Source organism: Streptomyces akebiae (assembly GCF_019599145.1).
In the GTDB taxonomy this organism is placed as follows: Bacteria; Actinomycetota; Actinomycetes; order Streptomycetales; family Streptomycetaceae; genus Streptomyces; species Streptomyces akebiae.
This window is the reverse complement of record NZ_CP080647.1, coordinates 3,026,494-3,050,659: the sequence shown is the minus strand read 5'-3', so window position 1 is coordinate 3,050,659 and position 24,166 is coordinate 3,026,494. Positions and strand designations below refer to the sequence as shown.

General features: G+C 71.5%; 21 protein-coding genes and 5 tRNA genes. 17 read left to right on the top strand and 9 right to left on the bottom strand.

Features of this window, described 5'->3' with window-relative positions; genetic code table 11:
• Positions 1-30 precede the first annotated feature (30 nt).
• From K1J60_RS12985 to K1J60_RS12960, 6 genes are all read left to right on the top strand, one after another.
• Complete coding sequence (locus tag K1J60_RS12985) at positions 31-762, top strand: HAD family hydrolase (RefSeq protein ID WP_220646366.1); 732 nt, start codon at positions 31-33, stop codon at positions 760-762.
• A gap of 90 nt (positions 763-852) precedes the next feature.
• A tRNA-Gln gene (locus K1J60_RS12980) sits at positions 853-924 on the top strand.
• A gap of 40 nt (positions 925-964) precedes the next feature.
• A tRNA-Glu gene (locus K1J60_RS12975) sits at positions 965-1,037 on the top strand.
• Positions 1,038-1,099: 62 nt separating this feature from the next.
• Positions 1,100-1,172 (top strand) — tRNA-Glu (locus K1J60_RS12970).
• Between the two features lie 20 nt (positions 1,173-1,192).
• A tRNA-Gln gene (locus K1J60_RS12965) sits at positions 1,193-1,264 on the top strand.
• A gap of 28 nt (positions 1,265-1,292) precedes the next feature.
• Positions 1,293-1,365: transfer RNA gene (locus K1J60_RS12960), tRNA-Glu, on the top strand.
• Positions 1,366-1,630: 265 nt separating this feature from the next.
• Here the strand turns inward: K1J60_RS12960 and ndgR are convergent.
• Positions 1,631-2,347, bottom strand: a complete 717-nt coding sequence (ndgR, locus tag K1J60_RS12955) for an IclR family transcriptional regulator NdgR (protein ID WP_020270051.1) — start codon at positions 2,345-2,347, stop codon at positions 1,631-1,633.
• A gap of 198 nt (positions 2,348-2,545) precedes the next feature.
• On the opposite strand from ndgR, the gene leuC reads away from it, so the two are divergent.
• From leuC to K1J60_RS12935, 4 genes are all read left to right on the top strand, one after another.
• Positions 2,546-3,976 (top strand): 3-isopropylmalate dehydratase large subunit, encoded by a 1,431-nt coding sequence (leuC, locus tag K1J60_RS12950; protein ID WP_220646365.1) that lies wholly within the window; start codon positions 2,546-2,548, stop codon positions 3,974-3,976.
• Positions 3,977-3,982: 6 nt separating this feature from the next.
• Positions 3,983-4,576: a 3-isopropylmalate dehydratase small subunit gene (gene leuD / locus K1J60_RS12945; protein WP_220646364.1), complete on the top strand. Its 594-nt coding sequence runs from the start codon at positions 3,983-3,985 to the stop codon at positions 4,574-4,576.
• Between the two features lie 287 nt (positions 4,577-4,863).
• On the top strand, positions 4,864-5,094 hold the full coding sequence (locus tag K1J60_RS12940) for an SCO5555 family protein (RefSeq protein ID WP_033526892.1): 231 nt from the start codon (positions 4,864-4,866) through the stop codon (positions 5,092-5,094).
• Positions 5,095-5,233: 139 nt separating this feature from the next.
• Entirely contained in the window at positions 5,234-5,884 is a 651-nt protein-coding gene (locus K1J60_RS12935) for an HU family DNA-binding protein (RefSeq protein ID WP_220646363.1), read from the top strand.
• Positions 5,885-6,005: 121 nt separating this feature from the next.
• On the opposite strand, the gene K1J60_RS12930 is transcribed toward K1J60_RS12935, so the two are convergent.
• Positions 6,006-6,209 carry a hypothetical protein gene (locus K1J60_RS12930; RefSeq protein WP_220646362.1) on the bottom strand — a complete coding sequence of 68 codons (204 nt, stop codon included), beginning with the start codon at positions 6,207-6,209 and terminating at the stop codon, positions 6,006-6,008.
• Positions 6,210-6,218: 9 nt separating this feature from the next.
• The gene (gene cofC / locus K1J60_RS12925; protein WP_220646361.1) at positions 6,219-6,869 is read right to left on the bottom strand and encodes a 2-phospho-L-lactate guanylyltransferase; all 651 of its coding nucleotides are present in this window, start codon (positions 6,867-6,869) and stop codon (positions 6,219-6,221) included.
• A 165-nt stretch (positions 6,870-7,034) separates the two neighbouring features.
• On the opposite strand from cofC, the gene K1J60_RS12920 reads away from it, so the two are divergent.
• The 3 genes from K1J60_RS12920 to K1J60_RS12910 are packed head-to-tail and all read left to right on the top strand — an operon-like array spanning position 7,035 to position 10,074.
• Positions 7,035-7,850 (top strand): lysophospholipid acyltransferase family protein, encoded by an 816-nt coding sequence (locus tag K1J60_RS12920; protein ID WP_220646360.1) that lies wholly within the window; start codon positions 7,035-7,037, stop codon positions 7,848-7,850.
• Complete coding sequence (locus K1J60_RS12915) at positions 7,847-8,857, top strand: NAD(P)H-dependent glycerol-3-phosphate dehydrogenase (RefSeq protein WP_220646359.1); 1,011 nt, start codon at positions 7,847-7,849, stop codon at positions 8,855-8,857. The genes K1J60_RS12920 and K1J60_RS12915 overlap by 4 nt, the downstream gene beginning before the upstream one ends.
• A 59-nt stretch (positions 8,858-8,916) precedes the next feature.
• Positions 8,917-10,074, top strand: coding sequence for a D-alanine--D-alanine ligase family protein (locus tag K1J60_RS12910; RefSeq protein WP_220646358.1), 1,158 nt, complete (start codon positions 8,917-8,919; stop codon positions 10,072-10,074).
• 106 nt (positions 10,075-10,180) lie between these two features.
• Here the strand turns inward: K1J60_RS12910 and K1J60_RS12905 are convergent, their stop codons facing one another.
• Together K1J60_RS12905 and K1J60_RS12900 are read right to left on the bottom strand one after the other, a co-directional pair.
• Positions 10,181-10,702 (bottom strand): DUF3515 domain-containing protein, encoded by a 522-nt coding sequence (locus tag K1J60_RS12905; protein ID WP_220646357.1) that lies wholly within the window; start codon positions 10,700-10,702, stop codon positions 10,181-10,183.
• Between the two features lie 20 nt (positions 10,703-10,722).
• The gene (locus K1J60_RS12900; RefSeq protein ID WP_033526900.1) at positions 10,723-10,956 is read right to left on the bottom strand and encodes an Lrp/AsnC family transcriptional regulator; all 234 of its coding nucleotides are present in this window, start codon (positions 10,954-10,956) and stop codon (positions 10,723-10,725) included.
• A gap of 227 nt (positions 10,957-11,183) precedes the next feature.
• Here K1J60_RS12900 and K1J60_RS12895 point away from each other — a divergent pair, with 227 nt between their 5' ends.
• Both K1J60_RS12895 and thiD read left to right on the top strand, forming a co-directional pair.
• Complete coding sequence (locus K1J60_RS12895; protein ID WP_220646356.1) at positions 11,184-12,149, top strand: thiamine-phosphate kinase; 966 nt, start codon at positions 11,184-11,186, stop codon at positions 12,147-12,149.
• An 8-nt stretch (positions 12,150-12,157) separates the two neighbouring features.
• Positions 12,158-12,979, top strand: coding sequence for a bifunctional hydroxymethylpyrimidine kinase/phosphomethylpyrimidine kinase (gene thiD, locus K1J60_RS12890; protein WP_259407702.1), 822 nt, complete (start codon positions 12,158-12,160; stop codon positions 12,977-12,979).
• Here the strand turns inward: thiD and K1J60_RS45770 are convergent.
• Positions 12,954-13,310: a hypothetical protein gene (locus tag K1J60_RS45770; protein WP_259407701.1), complete on the bottom strand. Its 357-nt coding sequence runs from the start codon at positions 13,308-13,310 to the stop codon at positions 12,954-12,956. The two genes, thiD and K1J60_RS45770, sit on opposite strands and share 26 nt — an antisense overlap.
• Before the next feature lie 145 nt (positions 13,311-13,455).
• Positions 13,456-13,641, bottom strand: a complete 186-nt coding sequence (gene rpmB, locus K1J60_RS12880) for a 50S ribosomal protein L28 (protein WP_220646355.1) — start codon at positions 13,639-13,641, stop codon at positions 13,456-13,458.
• Positions 13,642-13,897: 256 nt separating this feature from the next.
• Here rpmB and K1J60_RS12875 point away from each other — a divergent pair, with 256 nt between their 5' ends.
• On the top strand, positions 13,898-15,589 hold the full coding sequence (locus K1J60_RS12875; protein ID WP_220646354.1) for a DAK2 domain-containing protein: 1,692 nt from the start codon (positions 13,898-13,900) through the stop codon (positions 15,587-15,589).
• A 256-nt stretch (positions 15,590-15,845) separates the two neighbouring features.
• On the opposite strand, the gene K1J60_RS12870 is transcribed toward K1J60_RS12875, so the two are convergent.
• A complete protein-coding gene (locus tag K1J60_RS12870) occupies positions 15,846-18,773 on the bottom strand; it encodes a tetratricopeptide repeat protein (protein WP_220651436.1) in 2,928 nt (975 codons plus the stop codon).
• 26 nt (positions 18,774-18,799) lie between these two features.
• A complete protein-coding gene (locus K1J60_RS12865) occupies positions 18,800-20,713 on the bottom strand; it encodes an HSP90 family protein (RefSeq protein WP_259407700.1) in 1,914 nt (637 codons plus the stop codon).
• A gap of 191 nt (positions 20,714-20,904) precedes the next feature.
• Between K1J60_RS12865 and K1J60_RS12860 the strand changes: the two genes are divergently transcribed.
• On the top strand, positions 20,905-24,135 hold the full coding sequence (locus tag K1J60_RS12860; RefSeq protein ID WP_220646353.1) for a helicase-related protein: 3,231 nt from the start codon (positions 20,905-20,907) through the stop codon (positions 24,133-24,135).
• Positions 24,136-24,166 lie beyond the last annotated feature (31 nt).

Below are 24,166 nucleotides of genomic sequence, written 5' to 3'. Positions count from 1 at the left end.
GGCGGCCGACCCCGGGCTACGGTCGGTTCCATGAACATCAAGGCCGTGCTCTGGGACGTGGACGACACCCTTTTCGACTACACCGCGGCCGACCGTGCCGGGATGCGCGCCCACTTGGGCGTCGAGGGACTGCTCCACGGCTACGACTCCGTGGATCAGGCGATCACGCGCTGGAAGGAGCTCACCAGCCTGCACTGGCGGCGCTACGCGGCCGGTGAGGGCGACTGGGAGGCGACCAGGCGCGACCGTGTCCGGGACTTCCTAGGCGAACCGCTGACCGACACGGAGGCGGACGCCTGGTTCGAGCGGTACGTCGCCCACTACGAGCGCGCCTGGGCCCTCTTCCCCGACGTCCTGCCCGTCCTGGACGCCCTCGCCGCGACCCACCGGCACGCGGTGCTCTCCAACTCCAGCCTCCCCGTCCAGGAGCGCAAGCTGCGCGCCCTCGGCGTGTGGGACCGCTTCGAGACGGTGCTGTGCGCCGAGCAACTGGGTGTCCACAAGCCGGCCGCCGAGGCGTTCCACGTCGCCTGCGAGGCCCTGGAACTGCCTCCGCACGAGGTCGCGTACGTCGGTGACCACCCGGAGATCGACGGCCGGGGTGCCGCCGACGCCGGTCTGCTGTCCGTCTGGATCGATCGCGACGGTCTCCACGCGACCGTCGACCCGCCGGTCGGACCGCACCGGATCGCCACCCTCACCGAACTCCCCGCGATCCTCGGCTCGGATACCCGTTTTGGAGCGCCGTCCACCTTCGGGTAATGTTCTTTCTGCGCCGCCGGGGAGCGGGCCGAAAGGCCGGAACCGACGGAGCAAACTAGAACAAGATCCCTTCAGGGGCTTGCGTTCCAGTGGCCTATGGTGTAATTGGCAGCACGACTGATTCTGGTTCAGTTAGTCTTGGTTCGAGTCCAGGTAGGCCAGCTCGCAGAGCTCATCTGCAGGCGGAGATCAATTCCGCGAAGCCCCCGTTGTGTAGCGGCCTAGCACGCTGCCCTCTCAAGGCAGTAGCGCCGGTTCGAATCCGGTCGGGGGTACAGATCCTTCCCGCGAGGAGAGTTCGGGTCGCACCCCCTCACTTCGATGCAGGATCGCTAGGGCCCCCGTTGTGTAGCGGCCTAGCACGCCGCCCTCTCAAGGCGGTAGCGCCGGTTCGAATCCGGTCGGGGGTACTGACTGGTCTAAACCACATTGGTCTATGGTGTAATTGGCAGCACGACTGATTCTGGTTCAGTTAGTCTTGGTTCGAGTCCAGGTAGACCAGCTCGGACCTGCGGAAACGCAGGCTCCACGCCCCCGTTGTGTAGCGGCCTAGCACGCCGCCCTCTCAAGGCGGTAGCGCCGGTTCGAATCCGGTCGGGGGTACGTTTCACGAAGGCCCTCCACTTCGGTGGAGGGCCTTCGTCATGTGCTCCGGCTCCTCGATCGCGGAGGCCTGGGCGGTCCGGCCCGACTGGCGGCCTGGTGCGTCAACTCGGCTTACGGGGCCATGCGTTCGGAGTCGCACCGAGAGCCGAGCCGCGGCATCACCGGCGCCGGGAGAGGCCGCGTCGGGGTGCACGGCATGAGAAAAGGCCTGCCGCGGCGTTGAGGCAGGCCTTCTTCATGGTGGGACGTGAGCTTCGAGGGGTCAGCCCGTGCGGCGCAGGGCCTCGGAGAGGCGGCCCGCGGCGTCGATCACCGCTTGGGCATGCATACGGCCGGGGTGGCGGGTGAGCCGCTCGATGGGGCCGGAGACGGAGACCGCGGCGACCACACGGTTCGACGGCCCGCGTACGGGGGCGGAGACCGAGGCCACGCCCGGCTCGCGCTCGCCGATGGACTGGGCCCACCCCCGGCGCCGTACGCCCGAGAGGGCGGTGGCGGTGAAGCGGGCGCCCTGAAGACCGCGGTGCAGGCGCTCGGGCTCCTCCCAGGCCATCAGGATCTGTGCCGAGGAACCGGCCTTCATCGTCAGGGTCGACCCGACCGGGACCGTGTCCCGCAGTCCGGACAGACGCTCCGCCGCGGCGACGCAGATGCGCATGTCGCCCTGGCGGCGGTAGAGCTGAGCGCTCTCGCCCGTCACATCCCGTAGATGGGTGAGCACCGGGCCCGCCGTCGCGAGGAGACGGTCCTCGCCGGCGGCCGCGGCCAGCTCGGCGAGCCGGGGGCCGAGGATGAAACGGCCCTGCATGTCGCGTGCCACCATGCGGTGGTGTTCCAGAGCCACGGCCAGGCGGTGGGCCGTGGGCCGTGCGAGTCCGGTGGCGCCGACCAGACCCGCGAGGGTGGCCGGACCGGACTCCAGAGCGCTCAGGACCAGGGCCGCCTTGTCCAGAACGCCGACGCCGCTACTGTTGTCCATGCAACGATACTCGCGTCTCACTCTGTGAAACGCAAGTTCAATTTCGCGTGGACCTTGCCACTCTGGAAGCAGAACAACAACGGCTCGCGGACCGACGAGCCCGGCGGCCGGCGCGCGCCACGAGGGGATTCGCGCGCTCGCCACCTCCGACATCTCTAGTTGGGCCGACACGCTGCCGCGTCGGCCGGAGGGAAAGCGATGGGTAGGACACTCGCGGAGAAGGTCTGGGACGACCACGTCGTCCGGCGCGCCGAGGGCGAGCCCGACCTCCTCTTCATCGATCTGCACCTGCTGCACGAGGTGACCAGCCCCCAGGCCTTCGACGGTCTCCGCAAGAGCGGGCGCAAGGTGCGCCGGCTCGACCTGACCATCGCGACCGAGGACCACAACACCCCCACCCTCGACATCGACAAGCCCATCGCGGACCCGGTCTCCCGCGTCCAGCTGGAGACGCTGCGCGCGAACGCCGCCGAGTTCGGTGTGCGTCTGCACCCGCTGGGTGACGTCGAGCAGGGTGTCGTGCACGTCGTCGGACCGCAGCTGGGTCTGACCCAGCCCGGTATGACGGTCGTCTGTGGTGACTCCCACACCTCCACGCACGGTGCTTTCGGCGGTCTGGCGTTCGGTATCGGCACCTCCCAGGTGGAGCACGTGCTGGCCACGCAGACGCTGCCGCTGGTCCGCCCCAAGACCATGGCGATCACGGTCGAGGGCGAGCTGGCCGAAGGGGTCACCGCCAAGGACCTGATCCTGGCGATCATCGCCAAGATCGGTACGGGCGGCGGCCAGGGCTATGTCCTGGAGTACCGGGGCCCCGCCATCGAGAAGCTCTCGATGGAGGCGCGCATGACCATCTGCAACATGTCGATCGAGGCCGGCGCCCGCGCGGGCATGATCGCCCCCGACGAGACCACCTTCGAGTACCTCAAGGGCCGTCCGCACGCCCCCGAGGGCGAGGACTGGGACGCGGCCGTCGCGTACTGGAAGACGCTGAAGACGGACGAGGACGCCGAGTTCGACGCCGAGGTGATCATCGACGGTGCCTCCCTGTCGCCGTTCGTCACGTGGGGTACCAACCCCGGCCAGGGCGCGCCGCTTTCGGCCTCGGTCCCCGACCCGGCTTCGTACGAGGACGCTTCGGAGCGCCTCGCCGCCGAAAAGGCCCTGGAGTACATGGGGTTGGAGGCCGGCCAGCCGCTGAAGTCCATCACCGTGGACACCGTCTTCGTAGGTTCGTGCACCAACGGCCGCATCGAGGACCTGCGGGCCGCCGCCGAGCTGGTCAAGGGCCGCAAAGTCGCCGACGGTGTACGGATGCTGGTCGTCCCCGGCTCCGCGCGGGTCGGTCTGCAGGCCGTCTCCGAGGGCCTGGACGTCGTCTTCAAGGAGGCCGGCGCCGAGTGGCGGCACGCGGGCTGCTCGATGTGTCTGGGCATGAACCCCGACCAGCTGGCCCCCGGTGAGCGCTCCGCGTCCACCTCCAACCGCAACTTCGAGGGCAGGCAGGGCAAGGGCGGCCGTACCCACCTGGTCTCGCCGCAGGTTGCCGCCGCGACGGCCGTGCTCGGCCACCTGGCGTCCCCCGCCGACCTGTCCGACGTCGACACCCCCGCGCCCGCTGGAGTCTGAACAGCCATGGAAGCATTCACCACGCACACCGGCCGGGCCGTCCCGCTGCGCCGCAGCAACGTCGACACCGACCAGATCATCCCCGCCCACTGGCTCAAGAAGGTGACCAGGGACGGCTTCGAGGACGGGCTGTTCGAGGCCTGGCGCAAGGACGAGACCTTCGTCCTCAACCAGCCCGAGCGCCAGGGCGCCACCGTCCTGGTCGCCGGCCCCGACTTCGGCACCGGCTCCTCCCGTGAGCACGCGGTGTGGGCGCTGCAGAACTACGGCTTCAAGGCCGTCATCTCCTCCCGCTTCGCCGACATCTTCCGCGGCAACTCGCTCAAGAACGGCCTGCTCACGGTCGTCCTGGAGCAGAAGATCGTGGACGCGCTGCAGGAGCTCACCGAGAAGGACCCCGAGGTCGAGATCACGGTCGATCTGCAGGCCCGCGAGGTGCGTGCCGAGGGCATCACCGCCTCCTTCGAGCTGGACGAGAACTCCCGCTGGCGGCTGCTGAACGGGCTGGACGACATCTCCATCACCCTCCAGAACGAGGCCGACATCTCCGCGTACGAGGCCAAGCGCCCCTCGCACAAGCCGAGGACGCTGACGATCTGACCCATGGGCGCGGACCACCCCTCGGGCGGTCCGCGCAAGGCGGAATCCAGCCACCGCGACACCCCCAGGTACCCCCAATCGTGCACGGTTGGGGGTACCTCCATGTCTGGGTTCGGGGACCTTCGAAGTCATGTGCAGAAAGGTTTCAACTCCCCTAGTTACAAAGGTGATTGCCGGGGTACGCGCATCATGGTGTGGCATCGGCCCGGGGTGCTCCACGGGCCCCGGGGAGACGGCAGTTGCCCCCTGCGCAGGCGACAACTCGCCCCAGATGGCACAATCTGTGCATGGAACACGACGGCCAACTCGAGCTCTATGCGGCGGTCGCGGGCCAACTCAAGGAAGCGCACGCAAGAGTGCGCGCACTGCAAGTCCCGGAGGGCGTACGCATGGCGCTGACCCGGAAGCTGCTGGTCATTACGGCCGTGGCCAAGCACGATCTCGCCGACGCGGCAAGGCGTCTGGAGAGCTTCACGACGGACCTCGACGAGGGGCGAATGCCCGTAGAGGAACGCTGAAGGAACTCCATGACGGTCCGAGTTCGTTGCGGCACAAGGGTGATAAGCCCGTTTCGTGTTTGATTTGCGGTATATATCTGCCTAACGTGCGAAAAAGCTTGAACACTATCGTTCGGGCGATGTCTCCGAAGGGGAAGACGTGAACAAGGCGCAGCTCGTAGAAGCGATTGCGGACAAGGTCGGCGGGCGTCAGCAGGCCGCCGACGCGGTCGACGCTGTTCTGGACGCCATCGTCCGCGCGGTCGTCGGCGGGGACCGGGTGTCGGTCACCGGCTTCGGTTCGTTCGAGAAGGTCGACCGGCCGGCCCGTTACGCCCGCAACCCGCAGACGGGTGAGCGGGTTCGGGTCAAGAAGACCTCCGTGCCGCGGTTCCGCGCGGGCCAGGGCTTCAAGGACCTGGTGAGCGGCTCGAAGAAGCTTCCCCGTGGTGGCGAGGTCGCGGTCAAGAAGGCGCCCAAGGGCAGCCTGAGCGGTGGGGCTTCGGCGACGGTCAAGAAGGCGGCGGCGAAGAAGACCGCCGCGAAGAAGACGACCGCCCGCAAGACCACGGCCGCCGCCAAGAAGACGACGGCCGCCGCGAAGAAGACCACGGCGAAGAAGACGACCGCCAAGAAGGCCACCACGAAGACGGCGGCGGCGAAGAAGACCACCGCCAAGACGACGGCCGCGGCGAAGAAGACCGCGGCGAAGAAGGCCCCGGCCAAGAAGGCCACCGCGAAGAAGGCGCCGGCCAAGAAGTCGACGGCTCGCAAGACGACCGCGAAGAAGACCGCCGCGCGTCAGGCCTAGGCCGTCGGGTACTCACACACACGCGCCGGGCCGGGTTCCTGCAGGGAGCCCGGCCCGCGGCGTGTTCCGCGGGGGATTTCCGAGCGCCTGCCCGCCGTGAGGGACTCGCGGGACGACGCGTTCAGAACGTCTGCAGGGTGATCAAGGTGATGCGCAGGGACTCGCCCTCGCCCTCCGTCTCGATGCGCACGCGCTGACCGGGGCGCAGCAGGCGCAGGGCGCCCGCGTCGAAGGCCGGGGTGTCGAAGGGGAGCGGGGTGCCGTCGTCGAGGAGGACCTGGCCGGTGCGGGTGGCGGGGTCGTAGGTGTACGCGGTGGCCTGCATGGCCGCAGCCTACTGGCCGGGGATCAGCAGGCGCGCGGCCGCCGCGGCCGTACGGGGACCGACGCCGAGGCCGAGGGCCGCGCGGAGGTCGTCCCCGGTGTCGACGTCCTGGCGCACGGAGTCCACGTCGGTGAGCGCGAGCTCCACGGCGCCGGAGTGGCGGTGGCGCCGGCGGGAGTCGGGGCCGAAGACGGGGGAGAGGTCATGGCCGGGGGTAGCGGCGAGCAGGGTCGTACCGGTGTCGGCCGCGTCGGCGAGGAAAGCGCGGGGGAATTCGGCGGCCGCGTTCAGCACCCGGGTCAATTCCCCCGGTCGCAGGGCGGGGAGATCCGCGTTCAGGGCCGCCAGGGGCATTTGCGGGCGTACATCGCGTACGACGGCCGCAGCATGCCGCAGAGCGGCGTTCAGGCCGTCCCGGGAGCCTTCGCGGGGATCCTCGGGGACGGTGCGGGCGCCCAGGGCCGCGAGCTCGCGCGCGGCCAGCGGGTCGTCCGTGACCACCACCACACCCCGGACCGCCGTCGCGGCCAGGGCCGCGGCCACCGTGTCCTGCGCGAAGGCGAGGGCCAGACCGGGGCGCACCCCGTCGTCGGCGGTGTCCGCGAGCCTGCTCTTGGCCCGCGCCAGGGGCTTCAGGGGTACGACCAGGGTCCACTGCACGGGCGTTCCGTCCCTCTCTTGTCGCGGCCATTGTCACCTGGGGGCCATGGACGGCCGCAGGGCGGGGCGTACGGTGTTCTCGACAGACCGGCAGCCCGGGGCGACACTTGTGCGGCTCCGGGCCCCCGGAACAGGCCCTGGGAAGTCCTAGAGGAAGGTGTCCGCGTGCCCCGCCGGAGAATCGGCTTCTGGTACCGCCTCGCCGCGGTGATCGCCAAACCACCCCTGGTGGTGCTGATCAAGCGGGACTGGCGCGGAATGGAGAACATTCCGGCCGAGGGTGGATTTATCACTGCCGTGAACCACAATTCGCATGTAGATCCCTTTGCGTACGCCCATTATCAGTACAACAGCGGCAGGGTTCCGCGATTTCTCGCGAAGAGCGGTCTCTTCGGGAAGGGATTCATCGGCGCCGTGATGCGCGGCACCGGGCAGATTCCCGTCTATCGCGAGAGCACCGACGCGCTGAGCGCCTTCCGGGCCGCGATCGACGCCGTGGAGCGCGGCGAGTGCGTCGCCTTCTACCCCGAGGGCACCCTCACCCGCGACCCGGACGGCTGGCCCATGACCGGCAAGACCGGTGCCGCGAGGGTCGCCCTGCAGACCAGGTGCCCGGTGATCCCCGTCGCACAGTGGGGCGCCAACGAACTCCTGCCGCCGTACGCCAAGAAACCGAACCTCCTGCCGCGCAAGACCCACCACGTCCTCGCGGGCCCGCCCGTCGACCTGTCGCGTTTCTACGGCCGGGAGATGAGCCCCGACCTGCTGAAGGACGCGACGGAGGTCATCATGGCCGCCATCACCCACCAGCTGGAGGAGATCCGCGGCGAGAAGGCCCCCGCGACGCCGTACGACCCCAAGCGGGAGCGGATCGAGCAGCGGCGCAGGAGTGCCCGCGCGGTCCTCGACAATGGGAACCGGCAACATCACAGCACGGTCCAGCGGGCCCAGGAACATCAGGAAGAGGGGCAGGGCAAGTGAGCAAGCCGGTCAAGGCGGCCGTCTTCGGCACCGGTTCGTGGGGCACGGCCTTCGGCATGGTGCTCGCCGACGCGGGATGCGACACCGTTCTGTGGGGACGGCGTCCGGAACTCGCGGACGCCGTCAACTCCACCCGGACCAACCCGGACTACCTCCCCGGCGTGGAGCTCCCGGAGAACCTGCGGGCCACCTCGGACCCCGCCGAGGCCGCCGCGGACGCCGACTTCACCGTCCTCGCCGTCCCCTCCCAGACACTGCGCGCGAACCTCGCCGACTGGACCGGTCTGCTGGCCCCCGGCACCGTCCTCGTCTCGCTGATGAAAGGCGTCGAACTCGGTTCCGCCATGCGGATGAGCGAGGTGATCGAGGACGTGGCCAAGGTGGGCCAGGACCGCGTCGCCGTCGTCACCGGGCCCAACCTGGCCCGTGAGATCGCCTCCCGCATGCCGGCCGCCTCCGTGGTCGCCTGCACCGACGAGGCGGTCGCCCAGAAGCTCCAGACCGCCTGCCACACGCCGTACTTCCGCCCGTACACCAACACCGACGTCGTCGGTTGCGAACTCGGCGGCGCGGTGAAGAACGTCATCGGTCTCGCCGTCGGCATCGCGGACGGCATGGGCCTCGGCGACAACGCCAAGGGATCGCTCATCACCCGCGGTCTCGCGGAGACGACCCGGCTCGGTCTCGCGATGGGCGCCGACCCGCTCACCTTCTCCGGACTCGCGGGTCTCGGCGACCTGGTGGCCACCTGTTCCTCGCCGCTCTCCCGCAACCACACCTTCGGCACCAACCTCGGCAGGGGCATGACCCTCCAGGAGACCATCGCGGTCACCAAGCAGACCGCCGAGGGCGTCAAGTCCTGCGAATCCGTACTGGACTTGGCCCGTCGGCACGGCGTCGACATGCCCATCACCGAGACGGTCGTCGACATCGTCCACGACGGCAAGCCGCCGGTCGTCGCCCTCAAGGAGATGATGTCGCGCAGCGCCAAGCCGGAGCGACGCTGAGCGAAAGCGACCGTTCGGGCACTGACTCGCGCCCTACCACCGGGTACTCTCGACGCGATATGAGCAGCGAGAACCTCCCCCAGAGCCCTGAGCAGCCGTCCCGCAAGCCGCGCGTGGCCGTCGTCTTCGGCGGCCGCAGCTCGGAACACGGGATCTCCGTGGTCACGGCCGGCGCCGTACTGCGTGCCATCGACCGGACGAAGTACGACGTCCTGCCGATCGGCATCACGCGGGACGGCCGTTGGGCGCTCACCGCCGACGAACCGGACCGGATGGCGATCACCGATCGCCGTACGCCGAGCGTCGAGGAACTCGCCGAGTCCCGGGAGGGCGGCGTGATCCTGCCCGTCGACCCCGCCAACCGCGAAGTCGTCTACAGCGAGCCCGGTTCGGTGCCCAAGGCCCTCGGCGAGGTCGACGTCGTCTTCCCCGTCCTGCACGGTCCGTACGGTGAGGACGGCACCCTCCAGGGACTCCTGGAACTCTCCGGTGTCCCGTACGTCGGCTCGGGTGTCCTCGCCTCGGCCGTCGGCCAGGACAAGGAGTACATGAAGCGGGTGTTCACCTCCTTCGGACTCAAGGTCGGTCCGTACGTGGTGATCCGGCCGCGCGAGTGGCAGCTCGACGAGTCCGCCGCCCGCAAGAAGATCATCGACCTCGCCGGTGAGCACGGCTGGCCCCTGTTCGTGAAGCCCGCCCGCGCGGGCTCCTCCATCGGCATCACCAAGGTCGACGACCTGGACGGCCTCGACGAGGCGATCGCCGAGGCCCAGCGCCACGATCCGAAGATCCTGGTCGAGGCGGCCCTGCGCGGCCGTGAGATCGAATGCGGCGTCCTGGAGTTCGAGGACGGTCCGCGCGCCTCCGTGCCCGCCGAGATTCCGCCGCCCGAGGCCCACGCTTACTACGACTTCGAGGCCAAGTACATCGACTCGACGCCCGGCATGGTCCCGGCCCCGCTGACCCCGCAGGAGACGGCGGAGGTCCAGCGGCTCGCGGTCGACGCCTTCGACGCGGCCTCCTGCGAGGGCCTGGTCCGCGCCGACTTCTTCCTCACGGAGGACGGCGACTTCGTCATCAACGAGATCAACACGCTCCCCGGCTTCACACCGATCTCGATGTACCCGGCGATGTGGAAGGCGAGCGGCATCGAATACCCGGAACTCGTGGACCGCCTGATCCAGGCCGCGCTGCACCGGCCGACAGGCCTGCGCTGAGACGGACTCCTGCGAGGCCGAAGGCCCCACGGAGGGCGGGCGCGGGAAGCCGCGCAACCGGTCACGAACCGGCCCGCGGCCTCGCGACCGCCTCCTGAGGCGCCCCTCAGGAGGCAACCCCTTCAGGTATCGCCTTCTTGATCGCGGGGGCCAGCCCCACCAGGATCGGCGACGTGTCCTCGGCGGCTCGCTCGGCCGCCACCGACACCTCCACGTACGCGGAACGATTGGCCGTGGTGAAGCGGTAGGCGCCACCGTCCCGCTTCTCCATCAGCCAGTCCACCCCGTCGACGGCCCCGGCCACCGCGTCGGCGTCCCGCCCCTCGGCCACCCCGGGGTCGACCATCTTGGGCGGCTGCGGCACCCCGCAGCGCAGTATGATCACCGCGTCGCCCCAGCCCGCCGTCAGCGAGGAGGCGGGCTGAGGATCCCGGCGGCCGAGACCGTCCACCTTTCGCGGCAACACCCCGTCCAGGTTCCGGCACAGTTTCGTGGCGGCGGCCCCCGGGCTGGGAACCGCCGCCGAGCCGCCGTCGTCTGCTGAGGAGCAGCCCGCGACGGCGATCAACGAAACGGCCAGGACGGGCAGCCCGAGACGAGCGGGGCGCCGGTGACGGAACGGGTTCACCGGGCAAGGGTAGACGGGGGCTACAGGTGAACGACCGGGCAGGTCAGGGTGCGGGTGATCCCGTCCACTTGCTGGACCTTCGCGACCACCAGCCGGCCGAGGTCGTCGACGGTGTCGGCCTGGGCGCGCACGATGACGTCGTACGGCCCCGTCACGTCCTCGGCCTGGATGACACCGGGGAGCTTGCTGATCGTGTCGGCGACGGTCGACGCTTTGCCGACCTCCGTCTGGATCAGGATGTACGCCTGTACCACGGAACCTCCAGGGCGGCCACGAGGATCATGTGGATCATGTCGGGAAAAGGAACGCCACGGTATCGCGTCGTCCCGCACCACGGGGAGACCCGTGGAGGCCGCGCCACGCACACCGGGGTGCGGGGACGACGGAAGTTGACGGTCCACTCGACCGTACCGAGCACGAGAACGGCCCGCGACCGGGCGCGACAGACACTGGAAGCGGCACGAGAAGGGGCGATACGACGATGAAGGGCACCGTGGGAGAGCTGGGGGAGTTCGGGCTCATCAGGGAGCTCACCTCCCGGCTCACCACCACCCCGGCGGTCCGGGTCGGCCCCGGCGACGACGCCGCCGTGGTGGCGGCGCCGGACCGCAGGGTCGTGGCGAGCACCGACCTCCTCCTGGAGGGGCGGCACTTCCGGCGTGACTGGTCCACGGCGTACGACGTGGGGCGCAAGGCCGCCGCGCAGAACCTCGCGGACATCGCCGCCATGGGGGCCGTGCCCACCGCCCTGCTCCTCGGTCTGGTCGCGCCCGCCGAACTCCCGGTGACCTGGGCCACCGAGCTGATGGACGGCCTGCGCGACGAGTGCCAGGTGGCCGGCGCGGCCGTGGTCGGCGGTGACGTCGTCCGCGGCGACACCATCATGATCTCGATCACCGCCCTCGGTGATCTGCGTAACCACGAGCCCGTGACCAGGGGCGGAGCCCAGCCCGGTGACGTCGTCGCGGTCACCGGCTGGCTCGGCTGGTCCGCCGCCGGGCACGCGGTGCTCTCCCGGGGCTTCCGCTCGCCGCGCGCCTTCGTGGAGGCCCACCGGCGCCCCGAGCCGCCGTACCACGCGGGCCCGGCCGCCGCCGACCTCGGCGCGACCGCGATGTGCGACGTCAGCGACGGGCTGATCGCGGACCTGGGGCACATCGCCGAGGCGAGCAAGTGCCGGATCGACATCCGCTCCGGCGCCATCGACATCCCCATCCAGATGCACGACATCGGTCAGGCCGTCGGTGTCGACCCCCTCCAGTGGGTGCTCACCGGGGGCGAGGACCACGCGATCGTGGCCACCTTCCCGCAGGACGTGAAGCTGCCCGCGCGGTGGAAGGTGATCGGCGAGGTCCTCAACCCCTCCGCCCTGCCCCAGGTGACCGTCGACGGCGCCCCCTGGACCAGCAAGGGCGGCTGGGACCACTTCGGGGACATCGAGTCATGAGCCCGGCCATGAGTCCCGCCATGAGCTCGGCGCCGCCGAGGGTCCTCACCGTGGCCGGGTCCGACTCCGGCGGCGGGGCCGGCATCCAGGCCGACCTGAAGACGATGCTCGCGCTCGGGGTGCACGGCATGAGCGTCGTCACGGCCGTCACCGCGCAGAACTCCCTCGGTGTGCAGGGCGCTTGGGAGCTGCCCGTGGCGGCGGTGCGTGCCCAGTACCGCAGCGTCGTCGACGACATCGGTGTCCAGGCCGTCAAGACCGGCATGCTCGCCTCCGCCGAACTCGTCGAGGCCGTCGCCGAGTTGCTGGCCGCCACCGACGCCCCGGTCGTCGTCGACCCGGTCGGCGTCTCCAAGCACGGCGACCCCCTCCTCGCCGCCTCCGCGCTGGACTCCGTACGGACGCGACTGCTGCCGGTGGCCACGGTGGCGACGCCGAACCTCGACGAGGTGGCCCAACTCACCGGTGTCCGGGTCGAGTCGGAGGCCGGTCTGCGCGAGGCGGCCGAGGCCGTGCTGGCGTACGGGCCGCGGTGGGCGCTGATCAAGGGCGGCCATCTCCCGGGGGAAGCCGTCGATCTGCTCACCGACGGCTCCGAGGAGCACTGGCTGCGGGCCCCCAGGTACGACAACCGGCACACCCACGGCACGGGCTGCACCCTCGCCTCCGCGATCGCCTCGCACCTCGCCGGGGGGCGGACCGTGCCGGAGGCCGTCGCGGCGGCCAAGGAGTACGTCACGGGCGCGATCGCCGCCGGGTTCGCGCTCGGCGGGGGGATCGGGCCCGTGGACCACGGGTGGGCCCTCAGGCGGGGTACTCCGGCAGCTTGATGTTGGTCGCCGACATCTCGGTGACGCGCTCGAAGAAGGCCGCCAACGGGCGGGAGGCGAGGAGCCGGTACATCCGGTCCCGGCCGCGGATCCGAACGCCGTACGTGATCGCCGCCCGCCAGGGCCGGTTCACCGGCCAGGACGTACGCGCCGACGATCGCCACCCCGGGGGCGCGCCGGGCCGCCTCCTGGACGCCGAGCGCCTCGGCGGGCCGCCGCCGAGGGCGAGGTCCGCCTTGATCCGGTCCTGTGCGGCCGTCAGCCGCAGGTCGTCGAGGCGCGCGTCCTCGCCGTACGCGTCCGGCAGGTCGGGCGTGGCCGGCCCCGTCACAGGGCGAAGGCCACTGACAGGTCGCCCGGCCGCCAGATACGGCGTTGCGGGTACGGCGTCGTCAGGGAACAGCAAGAAGCCGGTCCACCCCAGGTGGACCGGCTCGATGCAGCGAACCAGCAGTGGCCGCGCGCTTAGCTGTGCGTCAGCGCGCGACCTTGCCGGCCTTGATGCACGAGGTGCAGGCGTTCACGCGCTTCGGCGTCCCGCCGACCACGGTACGGACGCGCTGGATGTTGGGGTTCCAGCGACGGGACGTACGGCGGTGCGAGTGCGAGATGTTGTTGCCGAAGCCCGGCCCCTTGCCGCAGACGTCGCAGTTGGCAGCCACGGGTCACTCCAAAGACTTCAGATGCACTTACGGATGATCCCGGCAGGCCGGGATCGAGATCACAGGATCAGAGATCTGAGTGGCGTTGCCAGGGGAATGGCCCGATGTGGATCGGGCAACCGGAGCAGCATACAACGACCGCGCCAGTACAACGAAACTACCATGGCCGCTCAGGAGCCCTGCCCCGCCCCCTTCCGGCGGACACCCCTCCAAGGTCTACTCTGCGTCCCAGTCCCAGCAGCTCAAGGAGGCGCAGGTGCCGCAGGTGCCGCAGACATTCTTCGATGCTCTCGCGGTGCGCACCTGGTGCGGACTCGCGCTGGCGGCGCTGGGACGCGCGCGCGAGGAGATCGACGCCATCAACGTGTACCCGGTGGCCGACGGCGACACCGGGACCAATCTGTACCTGACGATGGAGTCGGCCGTGGCGGCGGTCGAGGCGGTGTTCGCGGGCCACGAGACGGCGGGCCGCCCGGCCGGAGCGGGGCAGCCCACGCTCGCCGAGGCAGCGCGGGCCATGGCGCACGGCGCGCTGATCGGCGCCCGGGGGAACTCCGGCACGATCCTCGCCCAGCTCCTGCGGGGCATGGCCCAGGTCCTCGCCGACGACGGTGAGGCGCCCCGCACCGACGGGCGGGGACTGCGGCTCGCCCTGCGGCACGCCGCCGACTCCGCCCGTGACGCCGTCGCGCACCCCGTCGAGGGCACCGTCCTCACCGTCGCCTCCGCCGCCGCCGACGCGGCCGGTGACGCCGAGGACGACTGCGGGACCGTCGCCCGTGCCGCCTACGAGGGCGCGGGCAGAGCCCTGGCGGCGACCCCCGCCCAGCTGGCCGCCCTGGCTCGCGCCGGTGTCGTGGACGCGGGCGGACGGGGTCTGGTGGCGGTGCTGGCGGCGCTGGTGGAGACGTTCACGGGAGAGGCGCCGAGAGCGATGGCCGTTCCCGCCGTGCACGCGCGCGTGGCTGTCGCCGAAGCCGGGGCGGAGGTGTGCGAAGCCGACGACCGGACCGAGGCGGGCGGCCCGGCCTTCGAGGTGATCTACCTCCTGGAGGCGGAGGACACGGCGGTGGCCCGCCTGCGGCGGCGCCTGGACGACCTGGGGGACTCCCTCGTCGTGGTCGGCGGGGACGGGCTGTGGAACGTCCATGTGCACGTCGACGACGCGGGGGCCGCCGTGGAGGCCGGGGTGGAGGCCGGGCGGCCGTACCGGATCCGGATCACCCACTTCGGGGCCGAGGACGCCCACATGACCGGTGAGGCCGCGAGGCAGCCGCGCGAGCGCGCCGGGCGGGCCGTCGTGGCCGTCGTGCCGGGGGAGGGGCTGGCCCGGCTCTACGCCGAGGCCGGCGCCACCACGGTGCTGGCCCGGCCCGGGGAGCCGCCCGCCAGCGGGGAGCTCGTGGAGGCCGTGCGGCGCGCCCACGCGCGCGAGGTGGTGCTGCTGCCCAACGACGCGGACCTGCGGCACACGGCGGCCGCCGCCGCAGAGCAGGCCCGCGCCGAGGGTGTTCGGGTCGCCCTCATCCCCACCCGCTCGGCCGTCCAGGGCATCGCCGCCCTCGCCGTCCACGAGCCCGAACGCCGTTTCGACGAGGACGTCGTCTCCATGACCTCCGCCGCCGGTGCCACCCGTTACGCCGAGGTCGTCATCGCCGAGCGCCAGTCCTGGACCATGGCGGGCATCTGCCAGGCCGGCGACGTCCTCGGTCTCGTCGACGGGGACGTCGCCGTCATCGGGTCGGACGTCACGGTGACCGCGGCGGCGGTGGTGGACCGGATGCTGGCGGCCGGTGGGGAGATGGTCACGCTGGTGCTGGGGGACGAGGCGCCGGCGGATGTGGTGGAGCGGGTGGAGGCCAGGGTGCGTGAGGGGTATCTGGCGGTGGACACGGTGGTGTATCGGGGTGGGCGGCAGGGGGCGTTGCTGCTGATCGGCGTGGAGTAGGACGTTTTCTCGCCCGCGCCGCCCCTACCCGTCCCGTCCAGAAGGGGCTGCGCCCCTTCGACCCCCAGACGTCCGCCCGGTGGGGCTTCTCGCGCAGTTCCCCGCGCCCCTGGAAAGGGGCGCGGGGAACTGCGCGAACGGGGTCCGGGGCGGAGCCCCGAATCTTTGACGCGGGGGTCGAGGGGGCGCGCAGCCCCTTCTGGACGGGACGGGTAGGGGCGGCGGGGGCGAAGAACCCCGCAGGCGCCCCGGCGACTCAGTCCCGTTCCGCCGCCTCCAACAGCCGCCCCGCCTCCCCCCGCCGAGCGACCGCCGTCTCGTCGTCGCTGTCGGCGAACACGGACAACACCCCCCGGGCCCGCTCGACGGCGGCCCCGCCCCGCCGAAGGTCCACCTCCAACCACCCCGCTGCCAGCTCCGCGGCGGTACGCGCGTCGAGAAAGTCCGGCCCCAACGACCCGTACACCGACACCGCTCGCTCGACGAACCCCAGCGCCTCCTCGAAGACCGGCCCGAACGAGGCGGGTTCCGCGTCCTCGGCCACGGACCGGGCGAGGAGGTCGCCGAACTGGCGGCAGGTCTCGCCGAGCTCCGCGACAATCCGCCGCCGGTGCTCCTCTCCGGCCACGTCGGACAGTGCCGCCTCGCAGCCCGCCACCGCGTCCCCCATCAGCTCCCGGGCCTGGTCCAGGTCGGCCGGCCCGGGAGCCTCCCGGCTCTCGCGCGCCGCGTACCACGCCCGCGCCCGCAGCGCCCGCACGTACCCGTGGACGTTGCCCAGTTCGCCCCAGAGGTCGACCGCGCGCGCGTACGCGCGGTCGGCGTCGGCGGGCAGCCCCGCGCGCGCCAGCGCCTCGGCGGCGAGGTGGGCGAGCATGGCGTGGTCGCGCTGCTCGGGCCAGTGCCGGGCGATGTCGGCGGCCCGCAGCCACCGGTCCGCCGCCTCGCGGTGCTCGCCCAGCTCGGTGTGGCAGTCGCCGAGCCACCACAGGGTCTGCGCGACCGCCCCGTCCCCGTGGGTCTCGGCCGTGAGATCCGGGAGCGCCGACTCCAGTACCTCGGCCGCCTCCGCCCACCGACCCAGCCGCAGCAGGAACCCGCCGAGCAGATGCCGGGCCCAGGCGCCGAGCGTCGGACCCTCGCCCGCCTCGTCGGCCCAGTGCGCCGCCTCCAGGGCGTGCTCGGCGGCCTCCTCGACCCGTTCCCCGGCGCCCAGCAGTTCCGCCAGCTGGAGGTGCAGCTGGGCGTGGCCCACCGGCTCCAGCTCCGTCCCGCCGTGCTCCAGGGCCGCGCGGGCCGCCCGCTCTGCGGTCTCCAGGTCTCCCAGGTGTTGCGCCACTCCGGCGAGCCGCGCCTCGTACTGCACCGCGAACCACGGCAGCCCGGCCGCCACATACCGTTCCGCCGCCTCCGCGAACAGCTCGGCGGCCGCCTGTGCGTCCCCGCCGCGCGCGGCCAGCTCCCCGAGCATGCCCCGCGCCTCCGCGGCCCGCGAGGCCAGCCGTACGTCCTCCGCGCGGCGCGGCTCGACGAAGTCCGCCAGCTCGCGCACGGCGTCCTCGGCCAGGGCCACCGCGTCGGCGTCCTCGGTCTCGTGCATCCGCTGCACGAGTATCCGCGCCCGCCCCACCAGGACGGACGCCGTCTGCCGCGCCCCCGTCCCGCCGGTCGACCAGAGGGCGAGGATCCGCTCGTAGGGCTCCGCGATCAGGTCCATGGCGGCATCCGCGTGGCCCGTGAGGGCGTGGACGTTCGCCCCGCGCGCGCGTGCCGCCAGGGCCTCGCCGGGGTCGCCGGCCGCCTCGTACATGTCGGCGGCGCGTTCGAAGAGGGGGAGGCCCTCCGGACCGAGGCCGATCGCCTCGTGGTCGACTATTTCCGCGCGGTCCCAGGCGTCCAGCTCGGCGCCCTCGGTGTCGGCGGCACGCGCCACGGCGGCCCAGGCCTCGACGGAACCGGGGTGCAGGGACGCGGAGAGCCGCCGCGCCTCGGCGAGGAGGGCAGGCAGGCCCTCCCCGGCCGCCGCGGTGCCCGCCTTCTGGGCGGCGGGCCGACGGGGCGCGGGCAGCGTCACGGTGGTCCGCTTCGCGCGCACGCCCAGCGGCAATCGGTCCAGCAGGGGACGCTGGTCCATGCGCTCCCGGACATGTGTGCTGACGTACGCCGTGCCGTTGCGCGCGTCGAAGAGCGCGGCCAGCGAAAGGGCCTCCTCGCGCGCGTGGGAGGCCAGTTCGCCGGCGGTCCAGGCGCGGCCGGCGGGGCCGGGGACGGTCTGTTCGCCCAGCCCGCGGGCCGTGAGGCGGTCCATGAGCAGGGCCACCACGCTCATGAAGTCCAGCTTGCTGCGCGGGTCCCCGGAATCGGTGAAGTACGCCGGACGCTCGGCCAGCAGCTCCAGGCCGCGCGCCTCGTTGCCGGTCAGGGCACAGAACTCCACGTGGTCCGCGTACGCGCCCCGCATGCTCTCCATGGCCCGCACCAGCCGGAAACCCCGCAGATGGTGCGCCCGCGCCTCGTCGGGCCGCCCCAGGCGCAGCAGCGGCATCAGGGAGGACGCCAGAACGGTGTGCGGCTCGTGGGCACAGCTGTACTCGCCCTCCAGGACCGGCGCCCACAGCTCCAGCGCCTCGGCGTCCTCGCGCCGCCGCGCCCGCCACCAGCCCTGCCCGTGCAGTTCGCACGCGTGGCAGTCGGCCATCGTGTCCCGGTCGGCGGCCAGCCATGCCCCGTAGGCCCGCTCGGCCCGGTCCAGGTCGCCGATGTGCGCGGCCACACTGAACTCGGCGCTGCGCACGGCCCGCTGCGAGTGCCCGGCGAGCCGGTAGCGGTGCTCCATCTCGCCGAGCCACTTCTCGATGGAGGCCAGCGGGATGTGCGGCTGGTTCAGCATGCCGGCCGACATCCACTTGAACACCCAGTGCAAGGAGTGGATCTCGTACTCGTCGAAGTCCTCCGGCCGTTCGTCCCACATGCGCAGCAGACGCGCGAAGGGGACGAACATCTTGGCCTTCTCGGAGCTGTAGTTGTAGACCTTCAGCTGGTGCCCGAGCGCCTCGATCACGGCGAGCGGCACGTTCAGCTTCTCCGCCTCGGCGAGCAGCCGCTCCGCGCGCGCGTTGCGCGCGGGACCCTCCGGCTGCTCGTAGTTCTCCGCCATGGCCCGACGGAGCTCGTCGAAGTCCATGGAGTCCATCGAATCCATGACGTCACTCATCGGCGACCGCCCTCCCCGAAGCCCGGACCGGGCCCGAAGCCCGGACCGGACCCACGGCCCGGCCCGGAACCCGGCTCGGTGTGCGTGGCCCACTCCAGCAGGCCGATGAAGGCGCGGTTCAGGAGCGCCGAGTCCGCGGGCCTGAGCGGCCGCTGGGCCATCAGCAGGGCCTGCCCGTACAGGGACTCCGTGGCCGTGCCGATCAGCTCCCGGTCGGTCAGGGAACTGATCCGTCGGATCAGCGGGTTGAGATGGTTGAGCACCAGCCGCGCGCGGGGGGCACTGCCCCGCAGCGAACCGAGGATCCCCGCCCACAGATCGTCGGCCTGCTCCTCCGCCTCCGCGCGGGCCTGCTCGTGCCGGGAGGAGCGGTCGTCCAGGTGCAGCGCGGGGACCGACAGCGGATGGAAGGACCGCAGCACCACGTCGCAGCCCAGGGGGTCGAGCTTCGCCCGCGCGGCCGACAGGAAGCCCGCCAGCGCCAGCTCCTCGTCCGGGTCCAGCACGTCCAGGTGCGCGGTCACCGTGTCGGCGTCCAACTCGGCGACCACCGTCCCGGGACGCACCGACGGCAGCGCCTCGACCAGCTCACTGTCGTACGTGTAGCCGCCGTTGACCACCCCGACGCCCTGCGCGGAGGCGATCGGCGCCACCTGCCGGTACTCCTCGACCGTCCGCGTGAAGTGCACCACCGGGTGCCGCTGCGCGAACTCCTCCAGGGACAGCCGTCCGTCGGTCGTCTCGAAGGGGAGCCACGGCAGCATCGTGCGCAGCATCTCCCTGTCGTGCCGCGCCAGCGACTTCACGCCCAGGTAGTGCACCGAGAGGAACGCCGCCAGCCGCTCCGGATCACCCGCGGCGAGCCCCGTGAGCCAGCTCCGGATCCGCTCGCCGAGCGCCTCCCGCACCGCAGCCAGCGTCTCGTCCTCGTACAGCGACTCCCGCGACGCCGTGGGCCGCAGGCTGTCCGTGTCGAGGACGCAGCGCACGAAGAACGCCCAGTCCGGCAGCAGCTGTTCGGCCCGCTCGGTGAGCAGCATGCCCTTCAGATGCACCCGGTGACTCGCCCGCTGGGCCGGGCTGACCGCGGTCGGCAGGACGTACGCGACGCCCCGGATGCCTGCCAGCGGTACGTCCAGCTCTATCGAGTCCAGCGGCGTGAACCCGAACAGGTCATGGCAGTGCCGGGCCAGGGCCACCCGTCGGCCGGCGGGGGAGGGGTACGCCCGGTCCCAGGGCGCCGGCAGATCGGCGACCGCCTCCTCGCCCACCCGGACGTCGTACGGCAGCAGTGATCCGAAATCCCGCGCCAGCGTCAGCACGCGCGCGGGGGAGAGCCATTCGGCCGCCCCGGGCCGCGCGACCAGGTGCACGGTCGTGCCCGGCTCCGGGCGCGCCTCGTCGGGCAGCGTCCGCACGGTGTACGAGCCGTCGTCGGCCGCCGTCCACTCCACGGGCGACGCGTCCGGGGTACGGGCGCTGCGGCTGACCACACGGATGCGCTCGGCGACCACGAAGCAGGCGAGCAGCCCGATGCCGAACTGCCCCAGGAAGTCCGAGCGGACCTCCTGGATGCCCCCGTCGTCGCGCTTGGAACTGCGGCCGATGGTGGCGAGCAGGTCGTGCACATCGGCCTCGGTGAGCCCGATGCCCGAGTCCTCGACCCGCAGCGTGCCGTTCTCGGCGAACAGCCGTACCCGGGCGGGCGCGTCGGACTGCTCGGCGCGGCGCGCGGTGATCGCGTCCACCGCGTTCTGCAGCAGCTCGCGCAGATAGACCTTCGGACTGGAGTACAGGTGGTGCGAGAGCAGATCCACCAGGCCACGCAGATCGACCTGGAACGTGTGAGGCGACTGGGGTGCCTGAGGAGTCTGGGGTGCCTGGGATGACTGTGAGGTCATTGAATCCATCGTCGCAGCGCCGGTGGGAGGGGATTCTGGCGACGGCGGCGGGGTCGGGCGGTCCCGTCGGACGGTGACCGCGGACGGAGGCGGCAGGGCCCGACTGCTGGGCCCGGGAGTGCGTCATCCTAGGCGCGAACGACCCGCCTGACCAGCGGATTTCAAGGACGTATACGGGATTGTCAGTGGCGTGGTGTGCAATGGATCTCGTGCCCGCGCTCGAAGAACCGCTCAAGAACACGCTCGGCGCCGCCACCGCGAAGGTGATGGCCGAGCACCTCGGCCTGCACACCGTCGGCGATCTGCTGCACCACTACCCCCGCAGATACGAGGAGCGCGGCCAGCTCACCCACCTCGCCGACCTGCCGATGGACGAGCACGTCACGGTGGTCGCCCAGGTCGCCGACGCCCGCCTGCACGCCTTCGCCTCCGCCAAGGCCCCCCGGGGCAAGGGCCAGCGCCTCGAAGTCACCATCACCGACGGCAGCGGCCGCCTCCAGCTCGTCTTCTTCGGCAACGGCGTGCACAAACCCCACAAGGACCTCCTCCCCGGCATCCGTGCCCTTTTCGCCGGCAAGGTCTCCGTCTTCAACCGCCGCCTCCAACTGGCCCACCCGGCCTACGAGCTGCTGCGCGGCGACGACGACACGGAGACCGTCGACACCTGGGCCGGCGCCCTCATCCCGATCTACCCGGCCACCGCCAAGCTGGAGTCCTGGAAGATCGCCAAGGCGGTCCAGACCGTCCTCCCGAGCGCCCAGGAAGCCGTCGACCCCCTCCCCGACTCCCTGCGCGAGGGCAGGGGCCTGGCCGCCCTCCCCGAAGCCCTGCTGAAGATCCACCGCCCGCACACCAAGGCCGACATCGAGTCGGCCCGGGACCGCCTCAAATGGGACGAGGCCTTCGTCCTCCAGGTCGCCCTCGCCCGCCGCCGCCACGCCGACTCCCAACTCCCCGCCGTGGCCCGCCGCCCCGCTCCCGAAGGCCTCCTCACCGCCTTCGACGCCCGCCTCCCGTTCACCCTCACCGACGGCCAGCGGAAGGTCTCCCAGGAGATCTTCGACGACCTGGCCACCGAGCACCCGATGCACCGGCTGCTCCAGGGCGAGGTGGGCTCGGGCAAGGCTCAGCCTCTCGACTCGCTCGTGCTCACCCCTTCCGGGTTCCGTCGTCTGGGCGACGTGACGACGGGCGACGAGATCGTCGTGCCGGACGGAGAGATCGCGCTGGTCGACGGTGTCTTCCCGCAGGGAGAACGCGATGTCTGGCGCCTGGTCCTGTCCGACGGAAGCTCCGTCGAGTGCGACGACGAGCATCTCTGGATCGTCGGCACGAGGAGCGGGTGGCACCGGGGCCAGGCGCCCGAGGTCATGACGACCCGGGAGATCCGCCTGGACGCCTTCGAAGCCGACGGATCTCCCAAGTGGTACCTCCCGACAGCGACTCCGGTCGATCTCGGGGACGACTTCGGGCTGTCTCTCGATCCCTACCTGCTCGGCGTTCTCCTGGGAGCCGGTTCGTTCAGGCACGACCTGCGTCTGTCCATGGCCGACGACGAGACCAGGGACGCGGCGGCGGCGACCCTGGCCCCCGAATGCCGGCTGGTCCCGGTGGAGGGATCCCGAGGCGACCACACGATCGAGCCGACCCGCCGTACGGACGGCGTTCGCCATCCGGTGATCCAAGCCTTGCGGGACCAGAACCTCTGGGGCGTGGCGTCGCACGGCACCTTCGTCCCCGACATGTTCAAGAACACGTCGATCAAGAACCGACTCGCCCTGCTCCAAGGACTCATGGACACCGGGGGCACCGTCCCCACAGACGGCCTCAGCGCCACGTTCCGCTCGGTCTCCCGGAGCCTCGCGGAGGACGTCGCCTGGTTGGTGCGCTCGCTGGGAGGCCACGCGAGGCTTCTGCCGAAGCGGGAGGCCTTCGACGTCTCGGTGTCCTTGCCCGACCGGTACGCGCCGTTCAAATCGGCGCGCAAGGCCGAACAGGTACGCCCCCAGCCGAAACACGCCACCTTTCGGCGGGGGATCCGGGCGGTCGAGTACGTGGGACGGAAACCGGTCCAGTGCATCAGCGTCGCCCACCCGAGCCGTGCCTACGTCACCGACAACTTCACGGTCACCCACAACACCATGGTGGCCCTGCGCGCCATGCTGGCCGTCGTCGACGCGGGTGGCCAGGCGGCCATGCTCGCGCCCACCGAGGTGCTCGCCCAGCAGCACCACCGGTCGGTGACCGAGATGATGGGGGAGCTGGCCGAGGGCGGGATGCTGGGCGGCGCCGAGCACGCCACCAAGGTCGTGCTGCTCACCGGGTCCATGGGCGCCGCCGGCCGCCGACAGGCGCTGCTGGACCTGGTCACCGGCGAGGCCGGGATCGTCATCGGCACGCACGCGCTGATCGAGGACAAGGTCCAGTTCCACGACCTGGGCCTGGTCGTCGTGGACGAGCAGCACCGCTTCGGCGTCGAACAGCGCGACGCCCTGCGCGGCAAGGGCAAACAGCCGCCCCACCTCCTCGTCATGACCGCCACGCCCATCCCGCGCACGGTGGCCATGACCGTCTTCGGCGACCTGGAGACCTCGGTCCTGGACCAGCTCCCCGCCGGCCGTTCACCCATCGCCAGCCATGTCGTCCCGGCCGCCGACAAGCCCCACTTCCTCGCCCGCGCCTGGGAACGCGTCCGGGAGGAGGTGGCGAACGGCCACCAGGCGTACGTGGTCTGCCCCCGCATCGGGGACGACGCCGACGAACCCGGCGACCCGAAGAAGGCCGGCAAGAAGTCCGCCGAGGACGAGGCCGAGAAGCGCCCGCCCCTCGCCGTCCTCGACGTCGCCGACCAACTCGCCAAGGGCCCCCTCCAGGGCCTGCGGGTGGAAGTCCTGCACGGCAGGATGCACCCCGACGACAAGGACGCGGTCATGCGCCGCTTCGCCGCGGGCGAGACCCAGGTCCTGGTCGCCACCACGGTCATCGAGGTCGGCGTGAACGTCCCGAACGCCACCGCCATGGTGATCATGGACGCCGACCGCTTCGGCGTCTCCCAGCTCCACCAGCTCCGCGGCCGGGTGGGCCGGGGATCCGCCGCCGGTCTCTGCCTCCTGGTCACCGAGATGCCCGAGGCCAGCGCCGCACGCCAGCGCCTGGGCGCCGTCGCCTCCACCCTCGACGGCTTCGAGCTCTCCCGCATCGACCTCGAACAACGCCGCGAGGGCGATGTCCTCGGCCAGGCCCAGTCCGGCGCCCGCACCAGCCTCCGCATGCTGACCGTCATCGACGACGAGGAGATCATCGCGGAGGCGAGGGAGGAGGCGGCGCGGGTGGTCGCGGCCGACCCGGACCTGGAGCGCCTCCCGGCGCTACGGACGGCCCTGGACGCCCTCCTGGACGAGGAGAGGGAACAGTACTTGGACAAGGGCTGACAGGGCAGGCCGTCCAAGGGGCACGGGGAAC

Bases quoted from the DNA above. Each gene is read 5' to 3' on its own strand.
- K1J60_RS12985 (WP_220646366.1), top strand. From the start codon at position 31: ATGAACATCAAGGCCGTGCTCTGGGACGTGGACGACACCCTTTTCGAC.
- ndgR (WP_020270051.1), bottom strand. From the start codon at position 2,347: ATGGACAACAGTAGCGGCGTCGGCGTTCTGGACAAGGCGGCCCTGGTC.
- leuC (WP_220646365.1), top strand. From the start codon at position 2,546: ATGGGTAGGACACTCGCGGAGAAGGTCTGGGACGACCACGTCGTCCGG.
- leuD (WP_220646364.1), top strand. From the start codon at position 3,983: ATGGAAGCATTCACCACGCACACCGGCCGGGCCGTCCCGCTGCGCCGC.
- K1J60_RS12940 (WP_033526892.1), top strand. From the start codon at position 4,864: ATGGAACACGACGGCCAACTCGAGCTCTATGCGGCGGTCGCGGGCCAA.
- K1J60_RS12930 (WP_220646362.1), bottom strand. From the start codon at position 6,209: ATGCAGGCCACCGCGTACACCTACGACCCCGCCACCCGCACCGGCCAG.
- K1J60_RS12910 (WP_220646358.1), top strand. From the start codon at position 8,917: ATGAGCAGCGAGAACCTCCCCCAGAGCCCTGAGCAGCCGTCCCGCAAG.
- K1J60_RS12895 (WP_220646356.1), top strand. From the start codon at position 11,184: ATGAAGGGCACCGTGGGAGAGCTGGGGGAGTTCGGGCTCATCAGGGAG.
- thiD (WP_259407702.1), top strand. From the start codon at position 12,158: ATGAGTCCCGCCATGAGCTCGGCGCCGCCGAGGGTCCTCACCGTGGCC.
- K1J60_RS12870 (WP_220651436.1), bottom strand. From the start codon at position 18,773: ATGGACTTCGACGAGCTCCGTCGGGCCATGGCGGAGAACTACGAGCAG.
- K1J60_RS12865 (WP_259407700.1), bottom strand. From the start codon at position 20,713: ATGGATTCAATGACCTCACAGTCATCCCAGGCACCCCAGACTCCTCAG.
- K1J60_RS12860 (WP_220646353.1), top strand. From the start codon at position 20,905: ATGGATCTCGTGCCCGCGCTCGAAGAACCGCTCAAGAACACGCTCGGC.